13 protein-coding genes are annotated in these 19,065 nt (G+C 47.6%); 2 read left to right on the top strand and 11 right to left on the bottom strand.

Annotated elements, in window-relative coordinates; translation table 11 throughout:
* Positions 1 to 340: 340 nt before the first annotated feature.
* A complete protein-coding gene (locus tag FCU94_RS04495) occupies positions 341 to 3,616 on the bottom strand; it encodes an AraC family transcriptional regulator (RefSeq protein WP_176287609.1) in 3,276 nt (1,091 codons plus the stop codon).
* 229 nt (positions 3,617 to 3,845) lie between these two features.
* Complete coding sequence (znuA, locus tag FCU94_RS04490; protein ID WP_176287342.1) at positions 3,846 to 4,727, bottom strand: zinc ABC transporter substrate-binding protein ZnuA; 882 nt, start codon at positions 4,725 to 4,727, stop codon at positions 3,846 to 3,848.
* Positions 4,728 to 4,805: 78 nt separating this feature from the next.
* On the opposite strand from znuA, the gene znuC reads away from it, so the two are divergent.
* Both znuC and znuB read left to right on the top strand, forming a co-directional pair.
* A complete protein-coding gene (znuC, locus tag FCU94_RS04485) occupies positions 4,806 to 5,591 on the top strand; it encodes a zinc ABC transporter ATP-binding protein ZnuC (RefSeq protein ID WP_176287341.1) in 786 nt (261 codons plus the stop codon).
* On the top strand, positions 5,584 to 6,369 hold the full coding sequence (gene znuB, locus FCU94_RS04480; protein ID WP_176287340.1) for a zinc ABC transporter permease subunit ZnuB: 786 nt from the start codon (positions 5,584 to 5,586) through the stop codon (positions 6,367 to 6,369). The genes znuC and znuB overlap by 8 nt, the downstream gene beginning before the upstream one ends.
* Positions 6,370 to 6,469: 100 nt before the next feature.
* Here znuB and purF read toward each other — a convergent pair whose 3' ends face one another.
* The 9 genes from purF to FCU94_RS04435 all read right to left on the bottom strand — a co-directional run bounded on the left by purF (position 6,470) and on the right by FCU94_RS04435 (position 18,845).
* On the bottom strand, positions 6,470 to 7,984 hold the full coding sequence (purF, locus tag FCU94_RS04475; protein ID WP_176287339.1) for an amidophosphoribosyltransferase: 1,515 nt from the start codon (positions 7,982 to 7,984) through the stop codon (positions 6,470 to 6,472).
* 35 nt (positions 7,985 to 8,019) lie between these two features.
* Positions 8,020 to 8,511 carry a CvpA family protein gene (locus FCU94_RS04470; protein WP_176287608.1) on the bottom strand — a complete coding sequence of 164 codons (492 nt, stop codon included), beginning with the start codon at positions 8,509 to 8,511 and terminating at the stop codon, positions 8,020 to 8,022.
* Between the two features lie 63 nt (positions 8,512 to 8,574).
* Positions 8,575 to 9,114, bottom strand: a complete 540-nt coding sequence (locus FCU94_RS04465; RefSeq protein WP_176287338.1) for an SPOR domain-containing protein — start codon at positions 9,112 to 9,114, stop codon at positions 8,575 to 8,577.
* Entirely contained in the window at positions 9,115 to 10,380 is a 1,266-nt protein-coding gene (gene folC / locus FCU94_RS04460) for a bifunctional tetrahydrofolate synthase/dihydrofolate synthase (RefSeq protein ID WP_176287337.1), read from the bottom strand.
* Between the two features lie 44 nt (positions 10,381 to 10,424).
* Positions 10,425 to 11,351 carry an acetyl-CoA carboxylase, carboxyltransferase subunit beta gene (accD, locus tag FCU94_RS04455; protein WP_176287336.1) on the bottom strand — a complete coding sequence of 309 codons (927 nt, stop codon included), beginning with the start codon at positions 11,349 to 11,351 and terminating at the stop codon, positions 10,425 to 10,427.
* Between the two features lie 175 nt (positions 11,352 to 11,526).
* Positions 11,527 to 12,321 (bottom strand): tRNA pseudouridine(38-40) synthase TruA, encoded by a 795-nt coding sequence (gene truA, locus FCU94_RS04450; protein WP_176287335.1) that lies wholly within the window; start codon positions 12,319 to 12,321, stop codon positions 11,527 to 11,529.
* Between the two features lie 101 nt (positions 12,322 to 12,422).
* Positions 12,423 to 16,496 carry a FimV/HubP family polar landmark protein gene (locus FCU94_RS04445; protein WP_176287334.1) on the bottom strand — a complete coding sequence of 1,358 codons (4,074 nt, stop codon included), beginning with the start codon at positions 16,494 to 16,496 and terminating at the stop codon, positions 12,423 to 12,425.
* 205 nt (positions 16,497 to 16,701) lie between these two features.
* Positions 16,702 to 17,715: an aspartate-semialdehyde dehydrogenase gene (locus FCU94_RS04440; protein ID WP_176287333.1), complete on the bottom strand. Its 1,014-nt coding sequence runs from the start codon at positions 17,713 to 17,715 to the stop codon at positions 16,702 to 16,704.
* Positions 17,712 to 18,845, bottom strand: coding sequence for a 4-phosphoerythronate dehydrogenase (locus FCU94_RS04435; RefSeq protein ID WP_176287332.1), 1,134 nt, complete (start codon positions 18,843 to 18,845; stop codon positions 17,712 to 17,714). Before FCU94_RS04435 ends, FCU94_RS04440 begins: the two co-directional genes overlap by 4 nt.
* Between the last annotated feature and the right edge of the window lie 220 nt (positions 18,846 to 19,065).

The following is a 19,065-nucleotide window of genomic DNA, read 5'->3' as shown; positions in this document are numbered from 1 at the left end:
TAACTTATTGTCGTTTTTATCATGCCACTTTGGCGTTAATTTTATAAGTAAAATAAGTAGCTATGGATATAGTTAAACACGTCGAGAGGTTACCCCCTCAAGACAACAACATTGAATTCCAGAGGTGGTGCCCAGCGCACCACTCCGGCAGCAAGCGAAGGTGTCATTGGCACCCGTGGTATGGTCCCCCCGGCCATACCACGACATTTTTTTCTTACCTCGCCTCTTTCTTTCCCCAAACCCAACTCGCACTCATCTGAGCTCAGCATTAACCAGTCAGGTTATCTCGACGACAACGGGGAAAACTCGAACAACTATCGCAATTAAAGACGATAAACCGCTAAAAGCCCTCTTGCTGTTCAACGAACTGAGTGGGTGATAAACCAAAGCGGTGTTTGAAACGCTGGCTAAAGTAGGAGGGGTCGTTAAAACCACATTCAAAGGCCACGTCTGACACCTTACCGCCCGCCAGTAGGCGGCGACAGGCGTTATCTAGACGCGTATCGGTCAAATACTCTGTGAAGGTCTTATCGAAAGCAGACTTAACTCGGCGCTGAAGGCTTCGCTCAGATACATATAACTGTTTAGCGGCCGATGAAGTGCTGAACTCCGGGTCGCCGTACTGTTTCTCAACTAACCTTACGAGCTTTTCTAACCAGGGGTCATGATCTTCACCCTGAGGTTGGCCTACGTTACTCGACGCTGTTGCAGTGGTTTGCTCTTCGAACGCGTCACTGTTTGGCCACGAAAGTTCGATAAGATTACGCTCATTTGACACATGGCGATATAGCCTACCACCACTCTGTTCGACTAAGGATGAAAGCGCCTCTGTGTAGTCCGCTTCGTCCTTTTCCGCCGGACTCCCTTGGTCAAGCATTGAAAAAATGACCCAGCCATCGCGCTCTTGCAGTTGAATCATCACGGTCTGGTTTCGATAGCAACGCTTCACGATGTCGGCAAACACCCAGTTAAACACTTCGTCCAAATTAAACCGTTTTAGGCTCACATAAAAGTCACTCACGGTTTCAATCACAACATGAATCGCCGCTTTGTCGAGTTCATCTTGCCATCCACGTGTCACCGATTGAACTATCAAACTTAAATTGTATACCGGACTCGCCTTGCCATTGGTTGAACGAGTATTGAGCAACAACTCTAGTTCTTTTATCACATAATCTATCGCCTCAGCGCCCTGTTCGATCGGTTCAGTTCGCGTGCGAAGCTTATTACCCAGAGCCGCAATAGACTCCATGTAAATCAATCGACGAACTTGTAGCTGTTTGCGCAACTGCTGATTATTACTGACTAAAATCCGGCTTTGATGTCTAAGCTGATTGGTTTTGAGCGCGACCTGAGCGCGAAGAGATCGGTTTGAGCTTGCCATCATTCTCGAGCGCCAATAGACGATTGCACCTAGAATAAGCGCCAACAGTAAAACATAGCTCAACACTGCATAAGGCGTTAAATACCAAGGCTCTTTCACTAAAAATTCAAAACGCTTAATGGTACTTCGCTCGATCCCGTTGCGCACTGCGCGCACCTCAAGTGTATACGCGCCAGCTTTCAAGTGCTCAATCGATAGCGTCGAGCCATCAAGTAAGTGCCACTCATTATCATCACTTAACCGGAACTCCAAATTAAGGTTGCTAGAGCTAGGAATGGTCCCAAACTGGAAGAACAGCGAATCACCATAGTTGGCACTCAACGCCTGCGATATCGTATTACCTAGCGAAAACATCCGTTGGTTACGCTTAATTTGGCTAAAGATCACTTCGACTTTAGGCAGGGGAGCTTTGCTCAATCGCTCGGTGTCAATTTCGATAAAACTATCACGAGCCCCAAGTACTAATTGGGTTTGATTATCACTACTGTACCCACATAACCCAGCAACAAATTCATTGTTTATCAGCCCCAAAGGCTCACCGTAATGAGCCAGCAACTGCCCACTATTAGCATATCGAGACAAACCACTGGATGAAGTCAGCCACACTCCATACTCATTGTTTAGAATGCATTTTGGAGTGACATGCCCATCCACCATGGTCAGCGGCTGAGTTTGTTGCCGAACAATATCGAGTTGATAAGCGCCATAGCGACTGGCCACCCAAAGTTCTTGCTCTGACACTGGCTCTATATCTACCACCTCACCATAGTTGACACTCTCACCAACAAAACGTACTTGGCCCTCTTGAAGCAAGTAAATACCGTGGTCAGTCCCAAGCGCCAAATAGCCTTGGTTCGTAAGTGATAAATGGGTCAGTTTAGCCGGCAGATATTGGTCAATCATCCATTCTGAGCCAAACGAAGTGTATCTTTGGCTACTCAGGTGGTAACTCCACAACTGATTATCCCCCGCCCCCCAAAGTAAACCTTGCGGATCGAGTTCAATAAAACGCACATCGGTTTGCTTCAATGAGTTAGGTAAATCGTCATTAATTACCTCTCCGGTCTGGGCATCAATGCAGACGATGCCTTGCTTTGTCGCAAGCCACAACACACCATCGCCTTGTTCGAAGTCGTTGACTTCGCCCCGGTAGATCAATTCGCGACGCTCAAAAGCGTTTGCTCTCATGCGATAGAGTCCTTGATGGGTTAACATCCAGTATCCATCTCGCGCTAAGCTAGGTTCGATCTTTATCGCGGCCTCACTGCTTCGTCGATAGGAGGCGCGCCAGTTATCATAACGAACAAAATGGCGAGAAAAGGTCGAGAAGTAGCGCACACCGCGGTCGGTCGCTATCCACATTCCTCCATGCTGATCATTCAGCAGCGCGTAAATTTTTTCACCGCCGAGATCATTACCCGCCCAAAATCCTTGTTCAAATCGACTGGTTTCGTCTATTGCGAAGCTATACACGAACAGACCAAACTCCGTGCCAATCCAATATTCTTGGTCGGTCTCCGCGATGCTGAGCACATGACCGCTTGAAATCTGTTTAACAGGCTGACTGGGCTGATAGATGTCAAAAACCAAAGCACCACTTAGAGTACCAATGACCAGTTCATCACGTGATGATGAGAAATAAAGGGTTTCAACATAGTTTTTACCGGAACTCGCCACGTGTTGAAACGTCTGTTGGTCGGATAGAAAGACACCAGAGCTCGTCGCGAGCACCCACTTTGAGTAAATAAACTTTGCGTCGTTAATGCTAATGGTGGAAGACTGATTATATTGATACAGTTCAGCCAATGAATATTGCTCAAGCTGTTCTGTATCGATATGGTACGTATAAAAATAATCTTGGTCAGACAACCAGATGAACCGTTGCGAGGCACCGATGGATTGAATTTCGATACCCGGTGTCAAACTTAACATCAACTGTTTTTCTTGATTGGGAACCGTACGATAGAGTTCGTTGCGAAAGAACGTCCAAAAGGCATTGTCAACAAAAGCTAGCTGTTCAGCCTCATGCTCTAACGCCGAGCCAAGACTTGGCATGATATGTTCGCCATCAAAAAACAGTATCTGGTTACGCACATCTTGCAACCAAATCCCGCCATCTCCGCCATGAAACAAGTTTTTTGCCGCAATGTTTTTTCCCTCAGCCAAACTAGGTAGCGGGTAGAACACTTTAGGTGATGAGTTAATAGACTGAGCACTGGCGCTAAAAAGCATCACGCACAAGGTCAGTAGTAGCTTGTTCACTTATTTCAATCCTGAGGCAGCAAGCGCTTATCATTTCGACAAACACGGGCCGCGTCGCGACCCAATTATTATTTTGTGATAATAATTATCTAAGAAATAAGTAGATTAACAAGCCAAGTGACTAACTTCATAGTTACTTTCTTGGTCACTTCACAGATAGACCAACAAAGACAAAAACCAGATGCATATTGAGAGCGCATTATTTACCCAGTAAGCATTGAGCAAAGCTATCAGCCATCACCTGTTTAAAGGCAAAGTATCCACCTGCTTGTGCATTAATATCACTGCCGATAGGGTCAAGCACACCCATTGGTATATTGCTGCCACGTGTCACAGATTTCACGACAGCAGGAGTAAACTGGGGCTCAGTAAACAAACAGTAAACTTCGTTGCTTGATAGTGCTCGACGAATAGAAATCAGCGTCTTCGCACCCGGTTTTCTGTCTGGACTGATAGTGAATGCCCCCAAATGTTTTAGTGAAAAATCCTGTTCGAAATAGCCATACGCATCGTGGAATACGTAGTACCCACGTTGTTGCACAGGCTCAAGTTGTTGCTTAATCGATTGCTGTTGGGCAGTGAGTCGCTGCTTGAATGATGCATAGTTAGCTTGGTATTGCGCTGCGTGTTGTGGGTCAATTTCACTCAACTTACTGGCAATCGCCTCAGCGACTTGCAGCGTCGGCTGGTAACCCAGCCAAAAGTGAGGGTCGTAACTACCATGATCATGGCCATCATGATCGTGATGACTCTGGTCGAACTCACGTAACGACAGGTTTGGCACTTCACTTAAAGTTAGGACCTGGCCCTGCCCTTTCAGTACCTTGCTCAAGAACGGTTCCAAATCTTGCCCATACCAAATCACCAAATCGGCGCGACGGATGCGTTTGACGTCGGATGGGCGCAGAGCATAATCATGCGGTGACGCGTTTGACGCGAGCAAGACATCTGGTGTGGTGACTCCTTGGGTAATTTCCAAGCTAATGAGTTGAATAGGTTTAATACTGGTGAGTACATTGGTCGCGTTCGCCGCGCCGGTAGACACAAAGGCGATAAACAAAAGTGCGATAAAACGTTTCATGATCAGTGAATCTGGCTGGTTTAAGTAGGAAACAAATGTTACATTATAACATTAATCAATTGCAAATGAGTTCTATTCATGTCGACTCTCGTCGAACTAACCGATATCAGTGTCGTATTTGACCAGCGAAAAGTGCTCGATAAGGTCAGTTTACGTCTTAACCGCGGTGAAATAACCACTCTCATTGGACCAAATGGCGCAGGAAAATCAACCTTGGTGAAAGTTCTGCTCGGACTGCAACGCCAGTTCAGCGGCAGTATCAGTAGGGTCAAAGGATTAAAAATCGGTTATGTACCACAGAAGCTCAAACTCAACGACTCACTACCACTCAACGTCGAACGCTTTTTACGCTTAGCTGGCCGTTACAGTCGGCAAGAAATGAATGATGCTCTGAAGCTGGTAGGCGCTGAGCATCTTGTCGCGAACAATATGCACTCTCTATCAGGGGGTGAAAATCAGCGGGTGCTGTTAGCTCGAGCGCTGTTGCAGCGTCCCGACTTGTTAGTGCTAGACGAGCCAGCACAAGGTGTCGATGTGCAAGGCCAGATTGATTTATACGACCTGATCGACACGATTCGTCACAGGTTCAACTGTGCTGTATTTATGGTCTCACACGATCTGCATTTAGTCATGGCTAAAACCAGCAATGTTATCTGCTTACAACATCATATTTGTTGTTCAGGTGCACCTGCCGATATTGCCCAACATCCGAGCTATATTGCGCTTTTTGGTCAAAGCCACCAGCAGTCGTTGGCTTTTTATCATCACCAACATCAGCATCACCATCATGACTTGGCCGGAGAACCGGTCAAAGGAGAGGCCGCCAGTTGCTCACATCACTCACACGGACACCATCATGATTGAGTTTTTACTTCCTTCCATTTTGGCTGGGCTTGGAATCGCCACCATCGCCGGTCCACTGGGATCTTTTGTCGTATGGCGTCGAATGGCCTACTTTGGTGACACCTTAGCCCACGCCTCCTTAATGGGGCTTGCGCTAGGTTTTTTGCTCGAGATTAATCTCTACCTAGCGCTCACGGTTTGTTGTTTAGCGCTAGCGGTGCTACTAGTCACCTTACAAAAACAGCAGTTGATTGCCACGGATACTCTGCTCGGGATCCTTGCCCATAGCGCGCTATCGCTCGGCCTTGTGGCAGTCAGCTTTCTCGATGATGTGCGTATCGACTTAATGAGCTATCTGTTTGGCGATCTTCTCGCTGTATCGCCAAGTGACCTTATCTATATCTACTCCGGTGTTGCAATTGTTGGTGTCGTACTCATGCTATTCTGGCGCCCTCTTCTTTCAACGACCGTCAACGAAGAACTCGCGGCGGTCGAAGGTTATAACGTCGATCTCATGCGGTTAGTCTTGATGTTGTTAGTGGGTTTAGTCATAGCCATCGGTATGAAATTTGTCGGAGCTTTAATTATGACCTCGCTACTGATCATCCCTGCCGCAACTGCCCGACGCTTCGCGACAACGCCCGAGCAAATGGCTCTGCTCGCGTCATTGGTGGGTGGGATAGCGGTACTAATCGGGCTAGCGTTATCCTGGCATTACGACACACCAGCAGGTCCTTCGGTAGTGATCAGTGCGACTGTGATGTTTATCTTGAGTCAGTTCTATCGAACGCCTAATTAGCGAGACGCGAAAACAAGCAAAAAAGAAGGGTTGACATAACGTGTCAACCCTTCTCTATTTAGTCTCATTAATTTAAGCTAGCGAGAGTAACCAGTGCTGGTTAAGCCCCTTCGTTGTGCAGCTCTAAGTTGGCTAAATCTTGTTGGATTTCGCGCTGAATCTTCGCATCATCACTACGCAGTGATTCGAGGAAATCTAGGTAATTCTGATCAATATCACCTGTCACATATTCGCCGTTGAAAACAGAGGTTTCAAACTTAGTAATATCGGTGTTGCCCAAACCTACCGCTTCAACAAGATCTTCTAACGTTTGGAAAATCAGTTCATCAGCACCAATTTGTTTACAGATAGAGTCATTGTCACGGCCATGAGCAATCAGTTCACTCGCGGTTGGCATATCGATGCCATAAACATTAGGGAACCGGATCTCTGGCGCAGCTGACACCATAAATACTTTTTTAGCACCGGAATCACGCGCCATTTCGATGATCTGTTCAGATGTGGTGCCACGTACAATCGAATCATCGACCAAAAGCACATTTTTGTCTTTAAACTCTGAGCGAATAGCGTTGAGCTTACGACGCACTGACTTTTTACGCTGCTGTTGTCCCGGCATGATGAAGGTGCGACCGACATAGCGGTTTTTCACAAAGCCTTGACGATACGGTTTATCAATCGCTTGAGCAATCTGCAGCGCGATGTCGCAAGATGTTTCAGGTATTGGAATGACCACATCGATATCGAGATGACTGTACTCATCGCGAATGCGCTCACCCAGTTTTTTGCCCATCTCAACACGCGCACTGTAAACCGAGATCTTATCGATAAACGAATCCGGACGAGAGAAGTAAACAAACTCAAAAATACATGGGGTCAAAGTCGGGTTGTCGGCACATTGTTTGGTATGTAGTTGCCCGTCGAACGTGGCATAAATGGCTTCACCAGGCGCGACATCACGGATAAAGTCGAAGCCTACCGCATCGAGAGCAACGGATTCAGACGCCACCATATACTCAGTGACCCCCGCAACTTCTCGCTTACCTAAACACAGCGGACGAATACCGTTCGGGTCGCGGAAAGCCACCATACCGTGACCGATAATCATCGCCGTTACGGCGTACGCACCGCGGATGGCGCGATGAACGTTTGTCACGGCTCGAAACACATCATCGGTGGTAACGTTGCCTTTGACAGAGTCGATTTCATGAGCAAGTACGTTAAGCAGCACTTCAGAGTCAGACGTGGTGTTGATATGGCGACGATCTTTTTCAAACAGCTTGTCGCGAACTTCTGCTGCATTGGTTAAGTTACCATTATGCGCAAGTGTAATACCAAACGGAGAGTTAACATAGAAAGGTTGCGCTTCAGAAGCGCTTGAACTGCCTGCCGTCGGGTAGCGAACATGGCCGATACCTACGTTTCCCTGCAGACGCTGCATGTGTTTCGCTTCAAATACATCCTTGACCAAACCGTTCGCCTTACGCAGACGAAAACGATTGCTTTCTATGGTACAAATACCCGCGGCATCTTGGCCACGGTGCTGCAATACCGTCAATGCATCATAGATAGACTGGTTTACAGGCGAAGTGCCCACGATTCCAACAATACCACACATGTCTTAACCCTCGATTTTCGACAATAGCTGGCGCGTTAAATCGCGCCAGATAAGAAACTTGATGTTGCTTGCAAGTGTTCGAAGAAAGGTGCAATCACCCGGCTAAACTCCGGCACCAGTTGCGACCCTTTCCACCACTGCGAGTCTGGAAACGTTGTAAACGCGTCCATAAAAAAAAGTGCAGCAGAAACAATCAAAACACCGCGCAGTCCGCCAAACACGATACCCAGTACTCTGTCTGTTCCCGACAAGCCTGTTTTCTGTACTAATTGTGCTATAACGTAGTTAATCAACGCTCCAACAATTAAAGTAGCAATAAACAAAGCTGCAATCGCTGCCCCGTTGCGAAACATGTCATCTTCAATACGCGTAAAGTAAACCGCGAGTTTTGCGTAATACTGGCTGGCGATAAAAAACGCCCCAAACCAAATCACGAGTGACAATGCTTCTTTGGCGAAGCCACGAACTAAACTGATCAAAGCTGACAAGCCGATCACACCTAAAATGACAATATCTAATGCATTCATCATGAACTTACATCTTAAGTTGGCGCGCATTTTAACAGAAAAAACGCTGACGCAAACGTTTTCTTATGGATTTAGTGGTTTAAATTTGAGCAATTGACCTTTCGAGCCAGTGATTTTTTCAAGTTCAATGATTTGACGCTCAAGTTTACTCTTTGATACATCCGGACCAATAATGACCCGAGTGAAGCCATTCTCTGGTTTGGTATGAGCCTGATAGCCTCGCTTCTGTAGATCCTTCACCAGGTTCTTGGCGTTCTCCGCATTTTTCAGCGCCATCAGTTGGATAATCCAACCGCTCTCTTGATACTCGTTACGTTCCGGCACCTCTTTGATCACCACCTCTAAAGGTTGGTCATCTGCGGTATTAGCGTCGAGCGGCTCTGCCAAATCGACCGGAGTATCAGGCAAGCTTTGAGAGTCATCAACAGGGTCAAGAATCTCAAAACTTTCTAATTCACTGTCGAGCTCAGGCTTCAACGGAATGCTCGCTATCTCTTCTTGATAGTGGTTTTTTTTACCATCCAGTACATCAGGTAATACAATCACTCCGATTGCAACCAAAATAATGGTTCCCACCAGTCGGTTTTGGAACTTACTTGCCATTTATTCTCCTTTACTCTGCCAGTATTCGAGCACTTCACCCACAGTGTGGAACGAACCCACGACTAGAATGACGTCTTGTGGCTCAGCTTGTGTCATCGCAGCTTCAAATGCGCTAACCGGGTCACTGTACTCCTCAGTATCAAACTGGATATGCTTTGCCAATTCATTCGCTTTTGCGGCGCGTGGTCCAGTTAGAGAAGCCGGATACCAATATTGTGAAATGGGAGCCAGTGCCGACAAGGTCGCTGCAATGTCTTTGTCATGAAGCATCGCCACCACAGTGCGAACTACACGGTTCGGATAGCGTTGCTGAACGCGCTCTACTAGGTATTGCGCGGAGTGCGGATTGTGCGCGACGTCTAACAAAACGGTCGGCTCGCTACTCAGGCACTGCATACGTCCCGGTAGGGTGGCACGCTTCAGGCCGTTGACTATGTTGACATCGGATAAATCTAAATGAGCGGTGGCCAAGGCCATCAATGCCGTCGCCGCATTAGGCAGCGGAAGCTCAGGCACAGGCAGTTGTTCCAAGGTGTACCCACCATGACTCCACTGCCACTCTTGCTCGCTGGTTTGCTGATACTGGTACTGGATTCCAACTTGATAAAACTCAGCGCCGATATCGTCAGCGTGCGCAGCAACGGTGGAAGGCGCTTTAGGTTGGCCACAAATAGCAGGCTTACCGCTACGATAAATCCCTGCTTTTTCAAAGCCAATCACGTTGATATCGTCGCCCAACCAATCGACGTGGTCCACGGCTAGACTGGTAATAACGGAGACATCATGATCAACCACATTGGTTGCGTCTAAACGTCCCCCTAAGCCGACTTCGAGCAACACAACATCAACTTGTTCAGTTTGAAATAGTTTCAACGCTGCTAAGGTGCCGTACTCAAAGAAGCTCAGGCTAATATCGCCACGCTGCTGCTCAATGAAATCGAATGATTGAACAATTTTCTCGTCACTCATATCGTGACCATTAATACGAACGCGTTCGTTGTAACGAGTAAGGTGAGGAGAACTGTAAACACCGACCGAGTAGCCGGCATCAAGCAGAATGGCTTCCATCAAAGCGCACGTCGAGCCTTTACCATTAGTACCGGCAACAGTGATCACTGTTGGAGCAGGTTTGGTCAGATTAGCGGTTTGAGCAACGGCTTGTACACGTTCAAGGCCGAGGTCAATTGCAGAGGTGTGGATGTTCGTTAAATAATCAAGCCACATCGAAAGAGGAGATGTGGCTTGTGGAATTGGGTTGTGACTCATCTAACTTTAACCAATTGATTGTGGTTGCTTGTTAGTGAGTTACTTTACCCTTTTTCGTCCGCTTCTGGTACAGAATAAGCGGCTTCATTTGGTGAATCGTTAACAGAAACCACTAAAGGTGATGGTTTATTGTTCATCTTCGCCATTAAGCTACCGATTCGCTGACGCATTTCTCGGCGATCGACGATCATATCAATCGCGCCATGTTCAAGCAGGAACTCACTGCGTTGGAAACCTTCTGGAAGATCTTCACGTACGGTTTGCTCGATAACGCGACGACCAGCAAAGCCGATCAAAGCTTTGGGCTCACCGATATTGATATCACCCAACATTGCAAGGCTGGCAGAAACCCCACCCATCGTTGGATCTGTCATCACTGAAATAAACGGTAGACCTTTTGCTGATAGTCGCTCTAGTGCCGCACTGGTTTTTGCCATTTGCATCAGTGACATTAGCGCTTCTTGCATACGTGCACCGCCACTGGCAGAGAAACAGACCAGGCCACACTCATTTTCAATCGCAGCTTCGACAGCACGCACGAATCGAGCACCAACGACGGAACCCATTGACCCGCCCATAAACGAGAACTCAAATGCACACGCAACGATAGGTTGGCTCAGAAGTTCACCCTTCATCACAATCAATGCATCTTTCTCTCCACTGCTCTTTTGCGCAGCGGAAAGACGATCTTTATATTTTTTGGAATCTCGGAACTTAAGTTTGTCTTGCGGCTCGAGTTCATCAGCAAGTTCGACGCGGTTGTCTTCGTCTAAAAACGTTTCCAAGCGGCGACGAGCCTTCATACGCATGTGGTGGTCACATTTTGGACACACTTCTAGGTTACGCTCTAGTTCAGCGTGATAAAGCACCTGTTCACACGATGTACATTTAGTCCAAACCCCTTCAGGGATAGACGCTTTACGAGAACTAACAATGTTGCTTTTTTCTAAAATCTTTTCAAGCCAACTCATGGAAGACCTTTTCTCTCTACTCCCGCGCTCAATGCACAGGATACAAATTCTGAATTTACGCGTGAGGATTAAAGCATATTAAATGCCAAGTGTAGACAAAAAACTGGTTGTACCTATTTCCTGACTGCGCCTCTCACACACTAAAGCTCTGATTGTTTCGACAATTTATCACGATTTAGTTCAAATTGTCGGGCAAAAACAATGGTCCAATCGGCACTACTGGCAATTCAAATTCTTGAGGGTAATCGACATCAACCAAATAGAGCCCTTCGGCTTTTGCAGTAGCACCAGCCAGTTTGCGATCTTTTGCGTCGAGTAGCCATTGAATCCACTCGGGTTGCTGTTCACCTCGACCAACACAAATCAGGCTTCCCGTGATATTGCGCACCATGTGATGGACAAAAGCATTGGCCTTGATATCAATGACAACGTATTGACCATGACGACTGACGTTCAAGTGCATCAAATTACGCCATGGGCTTCGCGACTGACAATGCGTTGCACGGAACGACGTAAAGTCGTTTTCTCCCAACAGATACTGACCTGCTTGATGCATTTTTCTCTCATCCAGTTCACCATGATAGTGACTGACGCCTGAGGAGAGAATACCCGGTCGAAGCGCACTGTTGAATATGATGTAACGGTAGCGTCGTGCTGTAGCAGAAAAACGCGCATGAAATGCTTCGGGCACCTCTTTGGCCCAACGCACGGCAATGTCACTCGGTAAGTTGGCATTTGCGCCCATCGTCCAAGCCACCATTTTACGTGATGCGCTGGTATCAAAATGGACCACTTGGCCCGTACCATGAACGCCTGCGTCGGTACGTCCAGCACACTGAACTTCAATCGGATGGTTTGCGACAACACTCAATGCACGTTCTAACTTTTCTTGAACGCTCTTGACTTCTTTTTGGCGTTGCCAGCCGTAGTATTGAGTACCATTGTATTCGATACCTAAAGCTATTCTCATCGACATGTTCCCACTGGATTGATTGACCTAAAAATTGGCCGAGAAGTATATACCAAAACATAAGGGGGCTAAACTGCCCCCTTGATTCATCGTTGAAATGTTCAACTGCGGTTAATAGCGTCGATGAGATTTTTGGCCTCCCGACGTATCTCATCGCTACCATCCACTATCGCCTCTTCAAGCAGCTTAATGGCTCCTTGAGAATCGTTCATCTCAACGTAGATTTTCGCTAGGTCCAATTTTCCAGCCGCTTCCGAGTTGGCATCGATATCCGCAGCATCACCAATATCTCCTATGACATCGGGAAAGTCGTTAAGACCTACATCAAGCTTGAGCTCTTCATCGATCTCTTGTTGCTCTTCGGACTCCACTTCTGCCATTAACTCGTCAATGGTTCGGTACTGACTTTTCTTGGAGTCAAACTCTTCTAACTCAGGCTGGTTTTCCCAATTTTCATCGAGTACTTGAGCTTGCTCGGGCAAATTTTCTTGAGACCAAATCGCCTGCTCATCTTCTGGGATGTCATCTGAAATCTGCGCTTGTTGCTCTGGGGACAAACTGAAACCATTCCAGTCTTCACCCATTTCGAGCATCGCCTCGATATCCATTCCCGCACTATCCGACGTGATACTATCGATGTGTCCATCGAAAGAGAAACGATCCGACTCTGAAGTATCTTCTGCCAGCAACTCGTCAAACGCTTGTTCGTCAAACTGCTGATTGGCCATTTCTATCTCATCAGAACTAACACGATTTTCTGATGGGATCTCGCCCAATTCGGGAAGCTCTAAGTCATCAAGGCCAAAGTTTTCATCGCCCGATAGATCATCATCCATTGATGGTTCTAAGTCGGCTAATACGTCTTCCTCATCGTATTGAGGAAGGTCTTTGTCATCAAGCTCGACTGGCTCGTCTTGAGGCTCAGCGGCTTGTGACTCTGGCGTAGATTCAACCTCGGCCAACGCTTCGTCTTCACCAAACTCAGGCAGCTCAAGGTCGTCAAGCTCGACTGGCTCGTCTTGAGGCTCAGCAGAAGCCTCTGGCTCTGGCGTAGATTCAACCTCGGCCAGTGCTTCGTCTTCGCCAAACTCAGGTAAGTCAAGGTCGTCAAGCGCGGCTGGCTCGTCTTGAGGCTCAGCAGCAGCCTCTGGCTCTAGCGCAGATTCAACGTCAGCCAGTGCTTCTTCTTCGCCAAACTCAGGTAAATCAAGGTCATCAAGCTCGACTGGCTCGTCTTGAGGCTCAGCAGCAACCTCTGGCTCTGGCACGGATTCAACGTCAGCCAACGCTTGGTCTTGATCAGATTCAGAAAGCTCAACATCGCCTTGGCCTCCTGTCTCTTGTGGTTCGCTTTCGGCAAGTGCTTGAGATGCCAATGTATCTTCTTGCTGAGGTTGTTCGCCTTGAGGCTCATCGACTAGCCAATCATCATCCTGAGGCATACCGAACTCGTTTGGAATCGCCTCTGGCATCGGTGGTAGATCTTTGGAGTCTTTAGGAGTCTCAGGAGTCTCAGGAGTCTCAGGAGTCTCAGGAGTCTCAGGAGTCTCAGGAGTCTCAGGAGTCTCAGGAGTCTCAGGAGTCTCAGGAGTCTCAGTTAGTGTGTGTTGCTCCTGCTGAGCAAGCAAATCTTCTTCTACAACCTCAGTTTGATCCTCAACCGCCGGCTCTTGAGGAGCGTTGGACTCAAGGTGTTCGGGCTCAAGCACTGATGACGTCGCTTGTGAGTTTTCGCTCTCGACTTCATCAATCGCTGATTGCAGCCAGTCATCTTCATCTTCGTCAATATCTGCTGAATCTTGAGATTCTACTGCTTCTGAATAGGGTTGAGATTGTTGTTGCTCTGTTTGAAGTACGTCATCACCCTCAGCAGAACTATCAAACTGCGGATTTTCGACCTCTTCAATTGCGCTGCTTAGCCAATCCTCTTCTTCATCGTCGAGCTCTGGCTCTGGCTCTGGCTCTGGCTCTGGCTCTGCAAGCTGAGTATCTGAGTCTTGTGGCAGTGACGCAAGCTGTTGTTCAGGTGTTTCGTCTTGCAACGCATCTAAATCAAGTTCGTCAAGTAGTGGATCGCCGTCAGGAGCGGCACTAATCATGTCATCGATAAAGTCTTCGCTGACGAAATCTTTATCTTCCGTTTCACTGTCTTGATTCTCAATTTCTAACAGTTCTTCAAACAGATCCGTCGCATCATCACCAAGTTCGACTTGATCATCATTTTCAACGACGTCTTCAAGTAAATCTGTACTTTGTTCAAGAGAGACATCAGGGTCATTTGGCTGTTCAGTGTTAATGAGTTCATCGAGTTCAGCGTCTAAATCAAACTCGTCGTCACCCTCGACAACATCGTCGAGTAGGTCGGTACTGGATTCCTCTAGTTCTTGATCACCAGCGATCAATTCGTCAAACGCGTCTGCTTCAAGCGCCTCTGTTTGGCCTTGTTCGCTGCTATCGTCAATCAAGTCATCGAGCAACTCGGTACTGTCTGTACTGAGTTCAACGCTGTCCTCTTCAAGCATTTCATCAAGAAGAGCTGTATCATCAAGTGCATTCGCTTCCAAACTGTCGAGGTCTGCCTGCGCTTCCATTTGCGCAAAAATATCATCGATTTCACTGTCTGACGCTAAGCTCGGCTCCGCGAGAGAGTCGCTCGATTCATCACTTAGATCGAACGAGTCCTCATCTTCCTCATCTTGGGCTTCGTTGAATAGTTCGTCGAGTAGAGATTGATCCAGCTCTTCGCTGCCTAGATCATCACTCTCTTCGTCACCCGCCAGCAGTGCATCGAAGTCATCTTGTGAGAACCCGCCTTCATCAGAGAGGTCAAACCCTTCATTATCGTCATTATCGTCGATAACCACTTCATCAAGCGCACGCTCCATCTCTTCGAGACCCAGCGCCTTATCTTCGCTATTGACACTAATCCCATTGGCACTGAGGTCCCCATCTGCCAGAGATTCATCGAGGTCGCCATCATCACCAATACCAGCGAATGGATCGTCACCATCTTCACCTTCAAGGTTGAAGTCCAGATCGCTGTCATCCAAATCAGCAAACACATCATCTTGGTCTGATTCGCTGAGTTCAAGTTCGGTGTCGTCACCAAATAGCTCTTCACTGTCACTCGACTCACCAAATAAGTCATCATCCAACAGTAAGTCATCATCGATATCGTCGTTGAGTGTCTCAGGGGTTGCTGGTGCCATAGGTTGAACTGGCGCTTGCTGTACTGGCGCTTCTTGTGCCGGCTCTTTCGAACGACGGCCAAGCAGCATCATCACCAATAAGCCGATCAATAATCCTGGAATGATGGCCAGCGCGGCCACTAGCCAAGTATTGGAAAACAGCTTGTCCAACGATGACGGTGCCATCTTTTGCTCTTCCGCAAGACGACGTCGCTCCGCTTCAAGAAGCTTTTCTACTTCTAATCGAATTCTGTCTTCATCGCTAAGCTCATCTTTCAATACATCAACTTCAGACTGAACTTCGGCCAACATTAAGCGCAGTTTGTGGTTTTTTTCTTCCAGCGCCATCAACTCGCTTTCCGAGCTCTGCAGTTGGTTTTCTAAGGTTTTAACTTGCTGGCGTTTTTCACCTTCAACAACCGCTTTTAGGTCATCATTGGTGGTTGCGTTTGGTTGTGTGGGTTGAACAGCAACTTGCGGGTTGCTAGGCGCCGTAGCCTCGGCTCTCGACGTCTCAGGTGCGCGAGTTGGACTTACCCCAGAAGTCTGCGGCGCTAGTTTATTCAAGCGCGCTTGATGCGCTTGCATCACGTTGACAGCATCTTGAGTCGACACACTGCGGACTTGATCCAAAGATGGGATACGTAACCGACTCTGGGGAATAAGCTCGTGAATATTTTGGTTGTCAAACGCTTGAGGGTTGAGTTGAAAAATGGCGTAAAGCGTTTGCTGCACCGTTACTGAAGTCGCCGGTCTGAGCTGGGTCGCGATCGACCACAGCGTCTCTTGTTCTGTGGTTGGCCCATAAAAACGATAAGGCTCTGCTGTGGCACGTGCGTTGCGGGAAACTGGCTCTGAGAATTGGGGAGAGGTTTGAATCTCACCATTAGGGCCTTTAAGGCGAATGCTCTCCGCGTTAACGATTGATGTTTGAGTCACGGCAACCATTGCTAACGGCAATAGTAGACGCTGTAGAATTCGACGCATATAAGGCTCAGCTATGTGCTCAATAAATTAAAAATACAATGATCTGTTAAATATATCGGATAAACCCACCAAAACTATAGGTGTAGAGGTAAAAAATGTGTGTCCGACGCCATAATCGCATTAATCTCACACAAATTTTCTAAATTCGATTAAAAAAGCCCCACGCTAAGGTGAGGCTTCATATTCATGACGATTTCAACGCTGATTAGTAGTAATCGCGAATCAATACTTCTGCTATTTGTACCGCATTGGTGGCTGCGCCTTTACGTACGTTGTCAGCAACGACCCAAAGATTGACACCACTATGGTGACTAATATCATTACGAATACGCCCCACCATTACGTGGTCTTTCCCACCAGCATCGCGCACTTGGGTTGGGAAATCTTCGCCTTGGAACACTTCAATGCCTTCAGTCTGTTCGAGTAGATTCGTCACTTCCTGAGCATCGATTGGTGCGCAAGTTTCGAGATGAATAGACTCTGCGTGGCCGTAAAATACGGGTACTCGAACGCAAGTTGGGTTAACCGTGATACCCGGGTCATTGAAGATCTTTTGCGTCTCCCAAACCATCTTCATCTCTTCACGGGTATAGCCGTTTTCCATAAATTGGTCGATTTGCGGAATACAGTTAAAGGCTATTTGTTGCGAGAATTGCTCGGTCTCGGCAGGCAAGCCATTGAGTAATTTAGCAGTCTGCCCTGCTAACTCATCAATCCCGGCCTTACCCGCACCAGATACTGACTGATAGGTCGAAACATTGATTCGTTCGATACCCACTGCATCGTGTATCGGCTTCAACGCCACCAGCATTTGGATAGTCGAACAGTTTGGGTTGGCAATGATATTGCGGTTGCGAAACTCTGCAATGGCTTGTGGATTCACTTCTGGCACTACCAGCGGAATATCATACTCATAACGGAATTGTGAGGTGTTATCAATAACGATCACACCCTCATCTGCTGCGATTGGCGCCCACTTGGCCGAAAGCTCACCGCCCGCCGAGAACAGAGCAATATGTACTTGTGACCAATCAAAATCTTCGACGTTTTGTACCTTGACCGTTTTGCCGTTAAAGCGATAAGTCTTACCTTCGCTACGCTCACTCGCGAGTAAGTGGAGCTCACCGACTGGGAACTTGCGCTCTTGCAGCACTTCTAGAATCGTCTCACCGACGGCACCAGTGGCACCCAAAATCGCGACATTATATTGTTGGCTCATTGACTTACCTCAACCTGAAAACCTAATTTCTCTAGTGGTGATAGACGACATTTTCTATCGCCCACTATAGTGACAGCACTGTATTCGCGGCGGTCCCAGTAGTTTTTCCTCATCAGGTCAAACGCACCAGGTTTGGCAATTTCACGACGAAACAGAGCGTCATCTTTACGTACATCATAAACCAGTTGCGTGATGTTATGCAGTGTCGATTCATCCCACTCTCTGTCCAGCTCTAAACGAGGAACTGGGGCAACGGGGAGTAAACCGCTGGCATGTGCGCACAAGTCTCGCCCCAAGAACTCGCAGTAGCTATTGAAAATCATCGTCGTACCGCGCGCTTTGCCCTCTAGCCCATAACCCGCAACGTGGGGGGTGGCGAATGCTAGCAGAGGCAGAAGCTCCATATCAACCTTTGGCTCAAACTCAAACACATCTAACGCGGCGATAAAACCATCGTTTTTCTGTAAGCGTGCTTTGAGCGCCTGATTATCTACCACAGGACCACGCGCTGCATTGATTAAAATTTGGTCACCGCGTAACGTTTCTAGTACCGCTTCATCAATCAAATGATGCGTTGGATATTCTCCCTCGCGCGTGATTGGAGTGTGTAGAGTGATAATGTCAGACTGAGAAAGCAACGTTTCAAGCGGTGTAAACTGGCGTTCATCGCCAGCAGCTTGCTTGGGCGGATCGTTGATGAGAACGTTGACGCCAATACCTTGTAAGCATTGCTGCAAATAACTGCCAACTTGTCCTGCACCTATGATACCCACAGTTTTATCGAACACGGAAAAGCCGTGTTGCTGAGCGAGGACCATCATGACGCTAAATGCATACTCCGCTACGCCCACCTTGTTGCAACCTGGTGCAGCGGTAAAGTAAATCCCTCTCTCACGCAGTAGGGCTTGGTCAACATGATCCATTCCTGCGGTCGCCGTACCAACAAACTTCAACTTGTTGGCTTTCGCAATAAGTTGCGCGTTAACTTTGGTCACAGAGCGAATCATTAAGGCATCGACATCAATCAGATCGTCGGCGGTCAAGGCCCGGCCCGGTTTTAAGATGACTTCACCGAGCTGACTAAAAAGCTGCTCAGCGTAAGGCATGTTTTCATCTATTAGGATTTTCATTACTATCGTCAGCTAGAATTTAGATGGGTTCGATTGTGCAGAAAAGCACACTAGGTGTCGAGTTTTAATCTTGTACAAGACGTTTAGAAAGAAAAATGCCCGACGTATCGTCGGGCAATAGTCCAGAACAAAAGGATCTTAACCCGCTCTCCATGGGCTAAAGTCTGCGTCTGTTAGGTTCACTGTTATCGCTAACGATGAACCTGGCTCTGGAAATTCG

The organism is Vibrio sp. JPW-9-11-11 (assembly GCF_013369335.1).
Lineage (GTDB): Bacteria > Pseudomonadota > Gammaproteobacteria > Enterobacterales > Vibrionaceae > Vibrio.
This window is presented reverse-complemented; position numbering and strand designations above follow the sequence as displayed.